Origin of the sequence: Piscinibacter sp. HJYY11, assembly GCF_016735515.1 — a bacterium.
Lineage (GTDB): Bacteria > Pseudomonadota > Gammaproteobacteria > Burkholderiales > Burkholderiaceae_C > Rhizobacter.
The window spans coordinates 1,232,383-1,244,918 of record NZ_JAERQZ010000001.1; the positions used below are offsets into that span (position 1 = coordinate 1,232,383).

Below are 12,536 nucleotides of genomic sequence, written 5' to 3' on the forward strand. Positions count from 1 at the left end.
GAGAAGCGGTTTCCCGAAGCCAAGGGCGGGGCGACAAGAGGAATCCTCGCCGAGCCGCTGCCGGCACACGCCTTGCCGCCCTGAGCCACCGGCACGCGCTGCCCGGCCCTCGCGGCCAAGCGATCGGGCTCCCGCGATCTGCAGCGCACAGGAGCTCGCCATGCCCATCTTCCTTTCGCGCCAGATCGCCCTCGCCTCGCTGATGGCGTGTGCCGCCATCGCACAGGCCCAGACGCTGCACACCATCACCTTCGACGACCTGACCCGCCCGCCGGCCGGCTCGGGGCCGTTCAGCGTGCCGCTCACCGGTAGCGAATACCTGGGCTACGGCGTCTACATCAGCGGGGCTTACCTGTGGCGCGACCCGCGCACCGGCAACCAGTCGCTGCTGGGCACGTCGTCGACGCAGATCACCTTCGTGGGCTTCGCGCCGCAAGACCTCGACTTCAACGTGCGGGTCGAGCCCGATCACTTCCTCAACGTGACGGCCATGACCACCGCCCGCATCCCATGGGGCGTGGCCCGTTACCCCGCGGGCGACCCGCCGCTGCCGCCGTTCTACGACCCCAACACGCCGATCCGACTGCATGACGACGCCGGCTTCAGCTTCGTGGCGCTCGGCGGCTCCAGCTTCCCGAGCTTCGGGCCGCTGATCGACAACTTCAGCTTCACACTCGGCCCGGTGCCTGCCGTTCCCGAGGTACCGCCGCTCGTGATGGCAGGGCTGGGCCTCGGCCTGCTGGGGCTGCGCCGGTGGCAGCTCGCGCGCCGGCGGCCGCAGGAGCCCGCGCACGCGTGAGACCGAGCGCAGGCGGGTGAGCGCAAGGGGTGGTCTCTATGATCCTCGGACCTGCGCTCTGCACCCCACCCCATGCTGCCTCGACTCCAGGACAAGCTCTACCGCCAGGGCCGTACCTTTCTCACCGGCCTCATCGCCATCCTGCCGCTTGCGGCCACCATCGGGCTGCTCGCCTGGGCCTGGCAGCTGCTGTCGACCTGGCTTGGGCCCTCGAGCGTGTTCGGCTCGGTGCTCGTCGCCATCGGCCTCTCGGTCTCGGGCTCGGAGTCGGTGGGCTACGTGCTGGGCCTGGTGCTCCTGTGCGCGGCGATCTGGCTGCTGGGCCTCCTGGTCGAGGCCGGCCTCCAGCTCGGCGTGCGGCGCCTGATCGACCGGCTGATGTCCCGCATCCCGCTCGTGCGCAGCGTCTACGACGTGATCACGCGCATGGTCGAGCTCTTCTCGCGCAAGAGCACCGAAGGGCTCAGCTCCATGAGCCCGGTGTGGCTGCATTTCGGCGGCCGCCCCGCAGATGATGCGCAGGGCGCCGACGGGCAGAAGGTCGCCGTGCTCGCCCTGCTGTGCACACCCGAGCCGGTGGTCATGGACGGTGGGCGCCGCTACCTGGGCGTGCTCGTGCCCACGGCACCAGTGCCAATCGGCGGAGGGCTCCTCTACGTGCCCGAGGAGTGGGTGAGCCGTGCCGACATCGGCATGGAGGCGCTGACCAGCATCTACGTCTCGATGGGGCTGACGACGAGCCAGTACATGAACGGCGGGAACGCGTCTTCGCAGGCTGGCGCCAGCCCACCGACCCGCTGAGCCACTTCACCGCGCGGGATCACGATCGATTCGCTGCTCGTTGGCTGGATCGCTGGAGGCTCTGTCGTCGCGCTGGGTTCGTCTCGGTTATCCACCCGGCAGACCGAGCTGACGGAACATCGTGGCCCGATCCCAATAGCCCGTTTGCTCGACGACCCTGCCCGCAAAGAATCGCAGGATCTCGCAACCTCGCAGTTGGAACTTGCGCCCCGTCGGTGGATGGCCGGCGAACTCGCCCTGCATCGTTCCGCTGAATTCCCATTGGATTGCGGCCTTCGCATCATCGGTGATGCAAGCATCGACGCTCAGAGAAATATCGGGAAAGCAGCTGAAGGTGCGCTCGTAAGTGCTGCGGATCGCAGCGATGCCGTGCACGGCCTTGCCCCATGGGTGTTGAACGTTGACGGCATGCTCGTCGTAGCACAGCATCAGGGCATCCAGGTTGCGCGAGTTGTAGGCCTGCACCCAGGCGAGCGCACAGTCGCGCACCGATAGATTGGTCATCTAGAGCTCCGCAGTAGAAGGTCTGATTCAGCCTTGCTCTTGAACGAGCCGCTGTTCAACCGTTGGGTTCATCCCCAGTCGCTCAATCGCCGCGAACAGCAACCCTCTGGCAGCGCGAACGTCCGCCGCGGAAGCATCGGCCAAGAGCTCCTGCGCCACCTCTTCTCGGATGGCTCTGGTGCGAGCGACGACGGTGCGGCCAAGCGGGCTGAGCGCCACACGCAACTCACGCCGGTCTTTGCCGGCGGCCAGCTCGAGAACACCCGCATCGAGCATCTCGCGGATGCGTTTCGACGCAGCCTGCTGGGTGATCCCCATGCGAACTGCGAGCTCGGTCGCGGTCTTGTCGCCATCCAGGAGATGCTGGACGACATAGCCGAAGGAAACCTTCACGTCGGCGAATCCTTCGGAGTTCAAGCGCTCGAGCACTTCCTTGTTGAATCCCTGCCCTACCAGATACCAGAGCGTTCCGATGTCCAGATTTCGAATGTCGACGGTCATGCTTTGACGAATGGCCTGCGTATGGCACTATACACAACCTTGGTTGTGTTTATGGAAGGCCATGATGAAAGCGTTGGAAATCGTCCGCGAACTCTTTGTCGCCATAGAGAACTCTGACCTCGCACGCCTGGATGAGTTGTATGCGGCGCACGCGGTTCAGGTCGAGCACCCGAATCGGCTCTTGCCAGGCGGCGCAACCCGCAACAAGTCGGAGATCCTGCAGGCTGCTGCCAGGGGCCGTGCACTCATGGCCGAGCAGAAGCTGGCGATCGAGCAAGCAGTGGTTCAGGAGAGCCATGTGGCGGTAGAGGCAAGATGGTCCGGGCGACTCAGCGTGGACGCTCCGCCGCTTGGCTTGAAGGCGGGCAGCCTGATGACCGCACGGTTTGCCCAGTTCATCGAACTCGACGGCGGTCGGGTGGTACGTCACGTCACCTACGACTGCTTTGACGCTTGGTGAACCGGGTCAGGCGAGACCGGCATGGATCGACGGCCGAACGTGCTTCCTTCATACGGATGATGCGGTACGGCCTGCTGCGCCCCTATCGTACGAAGCGGCTAACAGCGACCAGGAGTGGCAGATGACCATGAGCCATCAACGGCTCGCAGAGCTGTTCGTTCTCGGCGGGCTTGTCATGCTGCTGGCGGGGTGTTCCACGCAACAGCTCGCGAATGAGCGGGCGGGTATCGACGTGCCGGCGGCAACAGGCAACACACCGTCCGGCAATCAGCAAAAGGACCAGGGCAAGCTGACCGGAACGCAAGACGAGCGCTACGTCGACGTCTTGCCGCTGTCCAACTATGCTGACCCACTGTCCTTTTCGAGCGCCCAAGGCGCAGACTTTTCGGGCATGTACACGCGCCTGTTGATGCGCGCGGTGAAAGTGTCTTCTCAGACCGTCATCAGCGAAACCTCACTCGAATACAAGGGGCGCAACAAGATCAAGCGCCTGTTGTCCGGCAAGCAACATTCGATGGTTCTGAGCGCCAAGTTGAAGGTCAACGGCCTCGAGCAAACGGTGCCGATCGTCGCGTTGTCACACGAGAGCTCCTCGGACGGCGAATCATGGTCGCGTGAGGTGCTGATGACGGGCTCGCACTTTCCCTTGTTCCTGACCAAGAGCGGAGGCGGCTCGAGCAGCCCCACGCTCGAAATCACCTTGCGGGGGGACAACGAGTACACCGTCAAAGGTGCTGGCCGCAGCATCCGAGCCTTGACCGCGATCGCCGGCTTTGCGGGGATTCAAAGCAGCGTCGTCACCAAGCTGACTGAGCAGGGCACCAAGGACAAGGCGGAACGCCTCGACCAAGTGCTGTCCTCCCTGCTGGGGTCTTCGATCGCTGAACGCCGCTTGACCGATGTCGACCTTCGGCTGTGGCGTGCAGACAGCAACGGCCCTGTCGGCGTGAAGGTCGAGCTCATGCTGCCTCAGGAGGAAGGCAATTGGGACGGCAAGCGAGACTCGGCTGGGAGTTGGGAGATTGCGTTCGACTACCCCCGTCCCTCCGTCTTCGTTGAGTCCTACGTGTGCGGCGCATTTGTCCCAAGGCCGCATCCGAATCCGGGAGGCGCGCCTCTGGGCGCCTGGGCAGACTATTTCGGACGCGGTTCGGCAGGCAGCCCCAGGCTTGGCCGTTGCTACACGACTGCCGCTGACGCCAGAAACGCCGCGAGCGCGCAGAAGGATGCCAGCGAGATTCTGGGCTTCCAACTGAGCCAGGAAGCGGAAGGCGGTGGGACCATCCGAGCCTTCATCTCTCGCCAGACTTGGTACACGCCCCTCGTCGAGCGCTTGGCCAATGCCGCAACGCAATTGGAGGCGGCGGACAACTTTTGCCGCGAGACCAAGAACGCCATTGCCGCCATCAACCTGAGCGGGTTCGATGCCAATCTTGTCACGTGGGCGGTCCTGCGCGGATTGCCGCTCAAGTGGCCGTCCAACGTCGAGACAGCGGCACCCAGCTGCAAGGCAGCGGTCGACGCAGTCACGCCAGCAGCACCCGTCGCACCAGCCGTGGCCGCCGTACCCGTCGTGCCTCCTGCACCTGCGGCAGCTGCCGAGAAGCCGGCGAACTAAGCTGCTGTTGAGCGCGAGGCGGCGGCGGTGCGAGGAGCCTCGCGTTCCAGCAGCCAGTCCGTCACGTGATCGATCAGCGCCCGGGTGCGGCGCGGGAGCCTCTTGCGGCTCGGGTAGTAGATGTAGAAGCCGAGGCGGTTGCTGGCGAGCTCTGCAAACAAGGGGATGAGCCGCCCTTCCTGCAGGTCCGCGCCGGCGGTGATGCTGTCGAGCTGCCCGATCGCTGCACCGGTGCGCACGAGGCTCAGTTCGACTTCGGGGTCGTTGACGAGGAAGACGGGCTCGACTTCAAGCGTGCGCAGCTGCCCGGCCTCGTCAAACTCCCACGGCAGCAGGCGCCCCGATTCGCTGTGGCGAAAGGCGGTACAGCGGTGGTGGCGCAGCTCGTCCGGAGACGCGGGCTTGCCGTGCCGCGCCAGGTAGGACGGTGCCGCGCAGACCACCAGCCTCACGGTGAAGAGGCGGCGCGCGACCAGCTCGCCCTGCGGCTGCAGGCCCGAGCGGAAGCCCACGTCGACCTGCTCCGTCACGATGTCGGTGAAGCTGTTGTCCGAGAGGTACTCGATGGTGACGTCGGGATGCTCTTCGCAGAAACGCGCGAGCGGCTCCGCGAGCACATGCCGGGCCGACGGCGCTGCGCTGATGCGCACGACGCCCGACACACGCTCGACGGATGCCTTGACCCGTCGCAGCGCCTGGGTCAGGTCGTCGAGCGGAGCGCCGGTCGAGCGGCGCAATGCTTCGCCCTCTTGCGTGAGGCTGCTGCGCCGCGTGGTGCGCGACAGCAGGCGCACGCCCAGGTGCTGCTCCAGCTGGGCGATGCTCTTGCTCACCGCCTGCGGCGTGAGCCCTTCGCTCGCGGCCACCTGGCGGAAGCTGCCCGACTGGGCGACCTTGTGAAAGAGACGCAGGGCGCGGAGTTCATCCATACGTGAGAACGGTGAAAGGGCAATATGCCCGAGCCACGGTCTCTGGATTGTCAACCTTGAGTTGTCATTCAGTCAGCCACCACACGGCTACCCAAGGAGGGGCCGCCTTCCTAGAGTGATCTCATGATCCATCTCTACGACACCCACCTCCTCCTCGCCACGTTCCACCAAGCTGGCACGCCGCGCGGAGACGAGGCCGCGCCCAGGCTACGACGGCTTCTTGTCGACCCGCCGCTTGCGTTCTTCCTCGGCCTGGTCAGATTTCCGCTTCGCATCGGAAGCGGCTTCGGCCAGGATTGCCGTGCATGTTTCGAGCGTCTGCTTGAACGCGTTGTTCACGGCAACCTGGTTCTCGGGCGCCAGCGAGGGACGGACCTGCGCCATGGGGCTGGGGAGGGCCGGCGCGACTGCCACAGCTGGCGCGACAGCTGCAGCAGGCTGCGGCCGCGCCAGCTCCACCATCAGCGTGATGCACGTGTCCTTGGTGTAGCTGCGATTGATCTCTTCCACGATGGCCGTGACCCCGGTGGTGAGTGAGTCAGCGGACGCTGCGGTCGACTGAGCCACCGCAGCCAGCGCGCCGCCTCCTGACGCCGAGGTGACGACACGCGTCTGAGCATCGCGCAGCTGCGCGCGCGCACGACCCAGGTTTTCATCGGCCGCAGCCTCACGGCGCCTGGCGTCGACCAGGGCCAGCTCGGCGTCGCGAACCTCTTTGTCGGCGGCAGGCTGCTGGTCGACGAGAGACTTGATGGCCGCCTCATCCGGCTTGGGCTTGGCCTTTTCCATCGCCAGTTGCTTGCTCAACGAGGCCACGTCGCCCTTGGCTTTCTCGAGACGGGCGGTGGCTTTGTCGGTTTCCGACTTGGCGGCCAGTGAACTGTCCGACGCCGACTTCACGCCGGCTTCGGCCTTGTCGACCGCAGCATCGCCCGCCGATGCGCCGGCCTGCGCACTGGCGGCATTGGTCAGCAAGGCTTGGCCCGCGACCACCGGCCGCGTGAGCTGCTCGATGGCGATGAGGCCCATCATCGTGCTCTGGTAGCGGCGCTGCATCGCCGCGTAGTCCGGTGGAGAGATGGCGCCGCCGGCATAGCCCTCGCACAGGCGGTACATGGCGTCTCGCAGCAGCTGGATGGACTGCGTCCGCAACCCCACAAACGCCCCGGTTTCCGCGAGGCTGGCTCCGACGTTGCCCCCTTTTTCAAGCGCGCTGATCGACAGCGCGCCCGACGCGCCCAACACGGTCAGGGCGTCCGGGCTGGGCTCTGCGCACACGACTGTGCTCGTTGCTCCCTCTCGTCCAATCGTCTGCTGCGAAAAGACAACCCGCTGTTTCACGTCGATGGCCAGCGACCCACTTCGCAGGTCGACAGGCTTGTTGTAGGTGGTGAGGTGCGCGCAACCACCGCCGGCCAATGCCACACCAGCCGTCACCAGAAGTCTTGCCATGCCCATCTGCTTCTCCCGAAGAAAAGAGAGGCTTCACGATAGGCCTGTGCGCAGCCGCTTCCATCCTCAAACTTGACGGCGCGGCGCTTTCTCACCGATGGGCTCCGCGGTCGCTCAAAGCCGCTCCACGATCGTCACGTTGGCCAGCCCTCCCCCCTCGCACATCGTCTGCAGCCCATAACGCCCGCCGCGCTGGTGCAGCGCATGCACGAGCGTGGTCATCAGCTTGGTGCCCGAGGCCCCGAGTGGATGGCCGAGGGCGATGGCGCCGCCGTTCACGTTCAGGCGCGACGCCTGGCCGCCCGTCACCTGCAGCCAGGCGAGCGGCACGGGGGCGAAGGCTTCGTTCACCTCATAGAGGTCGATGTCGTCGATGGCCAGGCCGGCCTTCTTCAGCGCACGCTGCGTGGCGGGGATGGGCGCCTCCAGCATGATCACCGGGTCGTGGCCCATCACGCTCATGTGATGGATGCGGGCGAGCGGCTTCGCGCCCAGGGCCTTCAGGCCACGCTCGTTGACGACCATCACGCCGCTCGCGCCGTCGCAGATCTGCGAGGCGGTGGCGGCCGTGACCACGCCGCCTTCCTGCACCAGCTTCACGCCGGCAATGCCCGGCAGCGAGGCGTCGAAGCGGATGCCTTCGTCGACCGTGTGCTGCTCACCCAGGTCGCCCTTCTCGGCGCTGCGTGCGGCCACCGGGGTGATCTCTTCGCCGAATCGGCCAGCGCGCACTGCCTCGATGGCACGCTGGTGGCTGTGGAAGGCGTATTCGTCGAGCTGCGCTTTCGAGAGGCCGTATTTCCTGGCGATCATCTCGGCGCCGGTGAACTGGCTGAACTCCACGCCCGGGTAGCGCTTCTGCATCGCCGGGCTCACATAGAAGCCGAGGCCCTGCTTCGCCGGCAGCGTCATCGGCATGCCCATGGGCACGCGCGTCATGCTTTCCACGCCGGCGGCGATGACGACGTCCATGCTGCCCGACATCACCGCCTGCGCCGCGAAGTGCAGCGCCTGCTGCGACGAGCCGCACTGGCGGTCGACCGTGGTGCCGGGCACCGACTCGGGCAGCGTCGACGCGAGGATGGCGTTGCGCGCCACGTTGGCCGCCTGCTCGCCGGCCTGGCCCACGCAGCCCATGATCACGTCGTCGATGAGAGCGCGGTCGGCCTGGGTGCGGGCGACGAGTGCGTCCAGCACCTGCGCCGCCAGGTCTGCGGGGTGCCAGCCCGAGAGCCGGCCGCCACGGCGGCCGCCGGCGGTGCGGGTGGCGGCAACGATGAAGGCTTCCTGTGACATGTGTGGGTCTCCTTTTTGACGTGGCCACGGATGACCATCTGTTCAGTCAGCGCAGCGTACTCCCGCGGGTCGCCCAGCCGCTTGAGGAAAGGCACTGATGCGGCCGATGCCCGTGATGTGCGCACCTGATCGTCGCGCGACGGTGCACGTGGAACCGCTTCGGTGCGCACGCCAAGGCACCGCCAGTCGCACCCCGCGCGAGCGCCCGGGCCGCTGATTCTTCGCTTCTCACCGGGCGTCAGGCGCCAAAAAACGGCCATGTGCAGGCAGCACCAAGGCCGCGCACCACACCCTTGATCGGCCTGGCACGGCTCATGCTCATGATGACTTGTCATAACGAGTTGGAAGGGCCATGGCCAAGACGGGATCCACCGCGACGAAGCCGCTGACGCTGGTCAGTGCGCCGGGTACGCCGCAACGCGTGACGCTGAGTTCACCGCTGCCGCTCTACACGCAGATCAAGGAGATCCTGCGCGCCCGCATCCTCGACGGCAGCTACCAGCCGCACCAGCAGATGCCCTCCGAGAGCGAGATGATGGCCGCCTTCGAGGTGAGCCGCATCACGGTGCGCCAGGCGCTCAACGACCTCCAGAACGAAGGCCTGATCTTCCGCATCCACGGCAAGGGCACCTTCGTCTCCAAGCCCAAGGCCTTCCAGGACCTGGGCCGGCTGCAGGGCTTCGGCGAGGCGATGCGGCAGATGGGCTACGAGACCTTCGCCCGCGTGATTTCCATCAGGACTGTTGCAGCCCCAGCACAGGTGCTGGAAAAGCTGCAGTTGCCCAAGCGCGCCAAGGTGACCGAGTTGCAGCGCCTGCGCTTCCTCAACCGCGAGCCGATCTCGCTCGACGTGACCTACGTGCCCACCGCCATCGGGCAGCGCCTCGCCAAGGAAGACCTGGCCGCGCGCGACGTGTTCGTGATCCTCGAGAACGACTACGGCCTCGCCCTCGGCCACGCCGAACTGCAGATCGGCTCGACGCTCGCTGACGAGTCGCTCGCCACGCAGCTCAAGGTGGAAGAAGGTTCCCCGGTGCTCTTCATCGAGCGCACCACCCATACCGCCGATGGCGCGCCCATCGACTACGAGCACCTCTATTACCGGGGTGACGCCTTCCAGTACAAGGTGCGCGTCGATCGCGTGCCGCTCTCTGACCGAGCCTCCTGAGGAGAAGGAAATGATGAACACGATCGAACACGAATACGACATCGTCGTGGTGGGTGGCGGCACCGGCGGCCCGATGGCCGCGGTGAAGGCCAAGGAGAAGAACCCCAAGCTAAGGGTGTTGCTGCTGGACAAGGCCAACGTCAAGCGCAGCGGCGCGATCAGCATGGGCATGGACGGTCTGAACAACGCGGTGATCCCTGGCCATGCCACCCCTGAGCAGTACACCAAGGAGATCACCGTCGCCAACGACGGCATCGTCGACCAGAAAGGTGTCTACGCCTACGCGAGCAACAGCTACTCGATGATCGAAGAGCTGGACAAGTGGGGCGTCAAGTTCGAGAAAGACGAGACCGGCGACTACGCCGTGCGCAAGGTGCACCACCTCGGCAGCTACGTGCTGCCGATGCCCGAGGGGCACCACATGAAGCGCGTGCTCTACCGCCAGCTCAAGCGTGCGCGCGTTGAGATCACCAACCGCGTGGTCGCCACCCGCCTGCTCACCGGCCCGAGCGGCGAGATCGCCGGCGTGATGGGCTTCGACTGCCGCACCGCCGAGTTCCACGTGATCAAGGCCAAGGCCGTGATCATCTGCACCGGTGCCGCAGGGCGTCTGGGCCTGCCGGCCAGCGGCTACCTCTTCGGCACCTACGAGAACCCCACCAACTGCGGCGAGGGCCACGTGATGGCCTACCACGCGGGCGCGGAGCTCACCAACCTCGAGTGCTTCCAGATCAACCCGCTGATCAAGGACTACAACGGCCCGGCCTGCGCCTACGTCACCGGCCCCTTCGGCGGCTACACATCGAACAACGCCGGCCAGCGCTTCATCGAGTGCGACTACTGGAGCGGCCAGATGATGATGGAGTTCTGGAACGAGCTCGAAGGCGGCCGCGGCCCGGTGTTCCTCAAGCTCGACCACCTCGCCGAAGAGACCATCAGCGAGATCGAGCACATCCTGCACACCAACGAGCGGCCCAGTCGCGGCCGCTTCCACGCCGGGCGCGGCACCGACTACCGCAAGCAGATGATCGAGATGCACATCTCGGAGATCGGCTTCTGCAGCGGCCACAGCGCCTCGGGCATCTGGACCAACGAGCGCGGCGAGTGCTCGATCCCCGGCCTGTATGCGGCGGGTGACTGCGCGAGCATCCCGCACAACTACATGCTTGGTGCCTTCGTCTATGGCAAGTTCTGCGGCGAGAACGCGGCCGACTACGTGAGCGGCATCTCGCAGCCGAGCTTCGCGCAGGAGAAGGTCGAGGCCGAGCGCGCACGCGTCTACGCCCCGCTCGGCAAGACCGAGGGCCTGACGCCCTTCCAGGTGGAATACAAGACGCGCCGCATCGTCAACGACTACCTGCAGCCGCCCAAGGTCACCCGCAAGATGGAGATCGGCCTGCAGCGCTTCGACGAGATCCGTGAAGACCTGCAGCACATGAGCGCCACCGACCCGCACGAGCTGATGCGCGCGATGGAGGCCCACACCATCCGCGACTGCGCCGAGCTCGCCGCGCGTGCCTCGCTCTACCGCACCGAGAGCCGCTGGGGCCTCTACCACCTCTGCGTCGACCACCCCGAGAAGGACGACGCGAACTGGTTCTGCCACACCAACGTGACGAGCGACGAGAACGGCAACTCCGTCTTCCGCAAGCGCGCCGTCGAACCCTACGTGGTCGAGCTGAACGAGGAAGAGAAGTCCGCCTACCAGCGCTTGCGTGTGGCCACGCCCGCCGCTGCCTGAACCACGACGAAGGAGAGCCCCATGACCATCGCCCTGACCCGAACCCAAGCCCCGGTCGTGATCGACGAGGACAAGTGCATCGCCGACAAGGGCTGCACCGTCTGCGTCGACGTCTGCCCGCTCGACGTGCTGGCCATCGACCTGACGAAGAACAAGGCCTTCATGAAGTTCGACGAGTGCTGGTACTGCATGCCCTGCGAGAAGGACTGCCCGACCGGCGCCGTGCGGGTCGACATTCCCTACCTGGTGCGCTGACCATGGTCGCCGTTGCCTCCATCCACGACCGGCTGCGCAACCCCGACGCGGGCGTGCGCCGCATCGCCGTCATCGACCTGCCGTACACCGACGAGGAAGACGACATCGCACCGCTGCTGGTCGAAGCGCTTTCCGACGCCGATGCGAGCGTGCGGCTCGAGGCCGCCAAGGCGCTCGAAGGCTTCGAGGAGCACGAGGTGCTGACCGCGCTGGTGCCGTTGCTGAAGGACAGCGACGCTGCGGTGCGCGACGCGGTGGCCTACACGCTGGCCGAGCTGAAGGAGCCTTCGTCGGCCGGGCCGATCCTGCCCTACCTTTCGGATGCCGACGCCGAGGTGCAGGCGGCCGCGTTGCAGGCGGTGCGGGCCCTGCGGGTCGACGCTGCCTTCGAACCGGCGATGCAGGCCCTGCAACACACCGACGCCCGCGTGCGCCGCGCCGCGGTCGGCGTGCTCGGCTACCTCAAGAAGCCGCAGGCGCTGGGCGCCCTCACCGAAGTTGCCGCGCACGACCCCGACGCCGAGGTGCGCCGCATCGCAGTTGGCGCCATCAGCTACGCCGGTGACACGGCCGACGTGAGCGTGCTGCCCGCCCTCGGCCGCGCCATCGCCGACCCGGTGTGGCAGGTGCGCGAGGAAGCGGCCACCACGTATGCCAAGACCAACTCGCTGCTCGGCGTGCCCAACCTGGTGCGGGCGATGGACGACGAGTACTGGCAGGTGCGCGTGAAAGCGGCACGCAGCCTCGGCAAGCTCAAGGCGCGCGATGGCGTGATGGTGCTGATCGAGGCGCTGATCCACCCGGTGAGCAACCTGCGCAAGGAAGCCGTGATCGCCCTCGGCGAGATCGGCGACTCGCGCGCGATCGCGCCGCTGGAGCGTGCGATGCAGGACCCGGACCCCGACGTGCGCAAGCTCTCCAAGCTCGCGCTGACCTCCATGCAAATGCCCAAGCAAGGAGCCTGATATGAAGCCCCCACGTTCACTTCGTTCACTGCCCCCCACGGGGGCGC

The 12,536-nt window shown here is 66.3% G+C and carries 13 protein-coding genes; 8 read left to right on the forward strand and 5 right to left on the reverse strand.

Annotated features, from left to right (window positions below):
- Positions 1–160: 160 nt before the first annotated feature.
- Together JI745_RS05555 and JI745_RS05560 are read left to right on the forward strand one after the other, a co-directional pair.
- Positions 161–799: a hypothetical protein gene (locus JI745_RS05555; protein ID WP_201804467.1), complete on the forward strand. Its 639-nt coding sequence runs from the start codon at positions 161–163 to the stop codon at positions 797–799.
- Between the two features lie 72 nt (positions 800–871).
- A complete protein-coding gene (locus tag JI745_RS05560) occupies positions 872–1,600 on the forward strand; it encodes a DUF502 domain-containing protein (RefSeq protein ID WP_201804469.1) in 729 nt (242 codons plus the stop codon).
- Between the two features lie 87 nt (positions 1,601–1,687).
- Here the strand turns inward: JI745_RS05560 and JI745_RS05565 are convergent, their stop codons facing one another.
- Together JI745_RS05565 and JI745_RS05570 are read right to left on the reverse strand one after the other, a co-directional pair.
- Positions 1,688–2,104: an ester cyclase gene (locus tag JI745_RS05565; protein ID WP_201804470.1), complete on the reverse strand. Its 417-nt coding sequence runs from the start codon at positions 2,102–2,104 to the stop codon at positions 1,688–1,690.
- A 27-nt stretch (positions 2,105–2,131) separates the two neighbouring features.
- A complete protein-coding gene (locus tag JI745_RS05570) occupies positions 2,132–2,605 on the reverse strand; it encodes a MarR family winged helix-turn-helix transcriptional regulator (RefSeq protein ID WP_201804472.1) in 474 nt (157 codons plus the stop codon).
- Between the two features lie 64 nt (positions 2,606–2,669).
- Here JI745_RS05570 and JI745_RS05575 point away from each other — a divergent pair, with 64 nt between their 5' ends.
- Both JI745_RS05575 and JI745_RS05580 read left to right on the forward strand, forming a co-directional pair.
- Positions 2,670–3,065, forward strand: coding sequence for a nuclear transport factor 2 family protein (locus JI745_RS05575; RefSeq protein WP_201804474.1), 396 nt, complete (start codon positions 2,670–2,672; stop codon positions 3,063–3,065).
- A gap of 121 nt (positions 3,066–3,186) precedes the next feature.
- The gene (locus JI745_RS05580; RefSeq protein ID WP_201804476.1) at positions 3,187–4,683 is read left to right on the forward strand and encodes a hypothetical protein; all 1,497 of its coding nucleotides are present in this window, start codon (positions 3,187–3,189) and stop codon (positions 4,681–4,683) included.
- On the opposite strand, the gene JI745_RS05585 is transcribed toward JI745_RS05580, so the two are convergent.
- The 3 genes from JI745_RS05585 to JI745_RS05595 form a co-directional block, all read right to left on the reverse strand.
- The gene (locus tag JI745_RS05585; protein WP_201804477.1) at positions 4,680–5,612 is read right to left on the reverse strand and encodes a LysR family transcriptional regulator; all 933 of its coding nucleotides are present in this window, start codon (positions 5,610–5,612) and stop codon (positions 4,680–4,682) included. The two genes, JI745_RS05580 and JI745_RS05585, sit on opposite strands and share 4 nt — an antisense overlap.
- A gap of 207 nt (positions 5,613–5,819) precedes the next feature.
- The gene (locus tag JI745_RS05590; protein WP_201804478.1) at positions 5,820–7,064 is read right to left on the reverse strand and encodes a hypothetical protein; all 1,245 of its coding nucleotides are present in this window, start codon (positions 7,062–7,064) and stop codon (positions 5,820–5,822) included.
- Positions 7,065–7,178: 114 nt separating this feature from the next.
- Positions 7,179–8,360: an acetyl-CoA C-acetyltransferase gene (locus tag JI745_RS05595; protein ID WP_201804480.1), complete on the reverse strand. Its 1,182-nt coding sequence runs from the start codon at positions 8,358–8,360 to the stop codon at positions 7,179–7,181.
- A gap of 352 nt (positions 8,361–8,712) precedes the next feature.
- Here JI745_RS05595 and JI745_RS05600 point away from each other — a divergent pair, with 352 nt between their 5' ends.
- From JI745_RS05600 to JI745_RS05615, 4 genes are read left to right on the forward strand one after another with little or no spacing between them, the layout of a single operon-like run.
- Positions 8,713–9,528 carry a GntR family transcriptional regulator gene (locus tag JI745_RS05600; protein ID WP_201804482.1) on the forward strand — a complete coding sequence of 272 codons (816 nt, stop codon included), beginning with the start codon at positions 8,713–8,715 and terminating at the stop codon, positions 9,526–9,528.
- 13 nt (positions 9,529–9,541) lie between these two features.
- Entirely contained in the window at positions 9,542–11,269 is a 1,728-nt protein-coding gene (locus JI745_RS05605; RefSeq protein WP_201804483.1) for a fumarate reductase/succinate dehydrogenase flavoprotein subunit, read from the forward strand.
- Positions 11,270–11,290: 21 nt separating this feature from the next.
- The gene (locus JI745_RS05610) at positions 11,291–11,524 is read left to right on the forward strand and encodes a ferredoxin family protein (protein WP_201804485.1); all 234 of its coding nucleotides are present in this window, start codon (positions 11,291–11,293) and stop codon (positions 11,522–11,524) included.
- 2 nt (positions 11,525–11,526) lie between these two features.
- Positions 11,527–12,489 (forward strand): HEAT repeat domain-containing protein, encoded by a 963-nt coding sequence (locus tag JI745_RS05615; RefSeq protein ID WP_201804486.1) that lies wholly within the window; start codon positions 11,527–11,529, stop codon positions 12,487–12,489.
- Positions 12,490–12,536: the final 47 nt, after the last annotated feature.

Excerpts from the sequence above, each read along its gene's own strand:
- JI745_RS05585 (WP_201804477.1), bottom strand. The coding sequence starts at position 5,612 with ATGGATGAACTCCGCGCCCTGCGTCTCTTTCACAAGGTCGCCCAGTCG.
- JI745_RS05610 (WP_201804485.1), top strand. The coding sequence starts at position 11,291 with ATGACCATCGCCCTGACCCGAACCCAAGCCCCGGTCGTGATCGACGAG.
- JI745_RS05575 (WP_201804474.1), top strand. The coding sequence starts at position 2,670 with ATGAAAGCGTTGGAAATCGTCCGCGAACTCTTTGTCGCCATAGAGAAC.
- JI745_RS05605 (WP_201804483.1), top strand. The coding sequence starts at position 9,542 with ATGAACACGATCGAACACGAATACGACATCGTCGTGGTGGGTGGCGGC.
- JI745_RS05580 (WP_201804476.1), top strand. The coding sequence starts at position 3,187 with ATGACCATGAGCCATCAACGGCTCGCAGAGCTGTTCGTTCTCGGCGGG.
- JI745_RS05600 (WP_201804482.1), top strand. The coding sequence starts at position 8,713 with ATGGCCAAGACGGGATCCACCGCGACGAAGCCGCTGACGCTGGTCAGT.
- JI745_RS05565 (WP_201804470.1), bottom strand. The coding sequence starts at position 2,104 with ATGACCAATCTATCGGTGCGCGACTGTGCGCTCGCCTGGGTGCAGGCC.
- JI745_RS05570 (WP_201804472.1), bottom strand. The coding sequence starts at position 2,605 with ATGACCGTCGACATTCGAAATCTGGACATCGGAACGCTCTGGTATCTG.
- JI745_RS05560 (WP_201804469.1), top strand. The coding sequence starts at position 872 with ATGCTGCCTCGACTCCAGGACAAGCTCTACCGCCAGGGCCGTACCTTT.
- JI745_RS05590 (WP_201804478.1), bottom strand. The coding sequence starts at position 7,064 with ATGGCAAGACTTCTGGTGACGGCTGGTGTGGCATTGGCCGGCGGTGGT.
- JI745_RS05615 (WP_201804486.1), top strand. The coding sequence starts at position 11,527 with ATGGTCGCCGTTGCCTCCATCCACGACCGGCTGCGCAACCCCGACGCG.
- JI745_RS05555 (WP_201804467.1), top strand. The coding sequence starts at position 161 with ATGCCCATCTTCCTTTCGCGCCAGATCGCCCTCGCCTCGCTGATGGCG.
- JI745_RS05595 (WP_201804480.1), bottom strand. The coding sequence starts at position 8,360 with ATGTCACAGGAAGCCTTCATCGTTGCCGCCACCCGCACCGCCGGCGGC.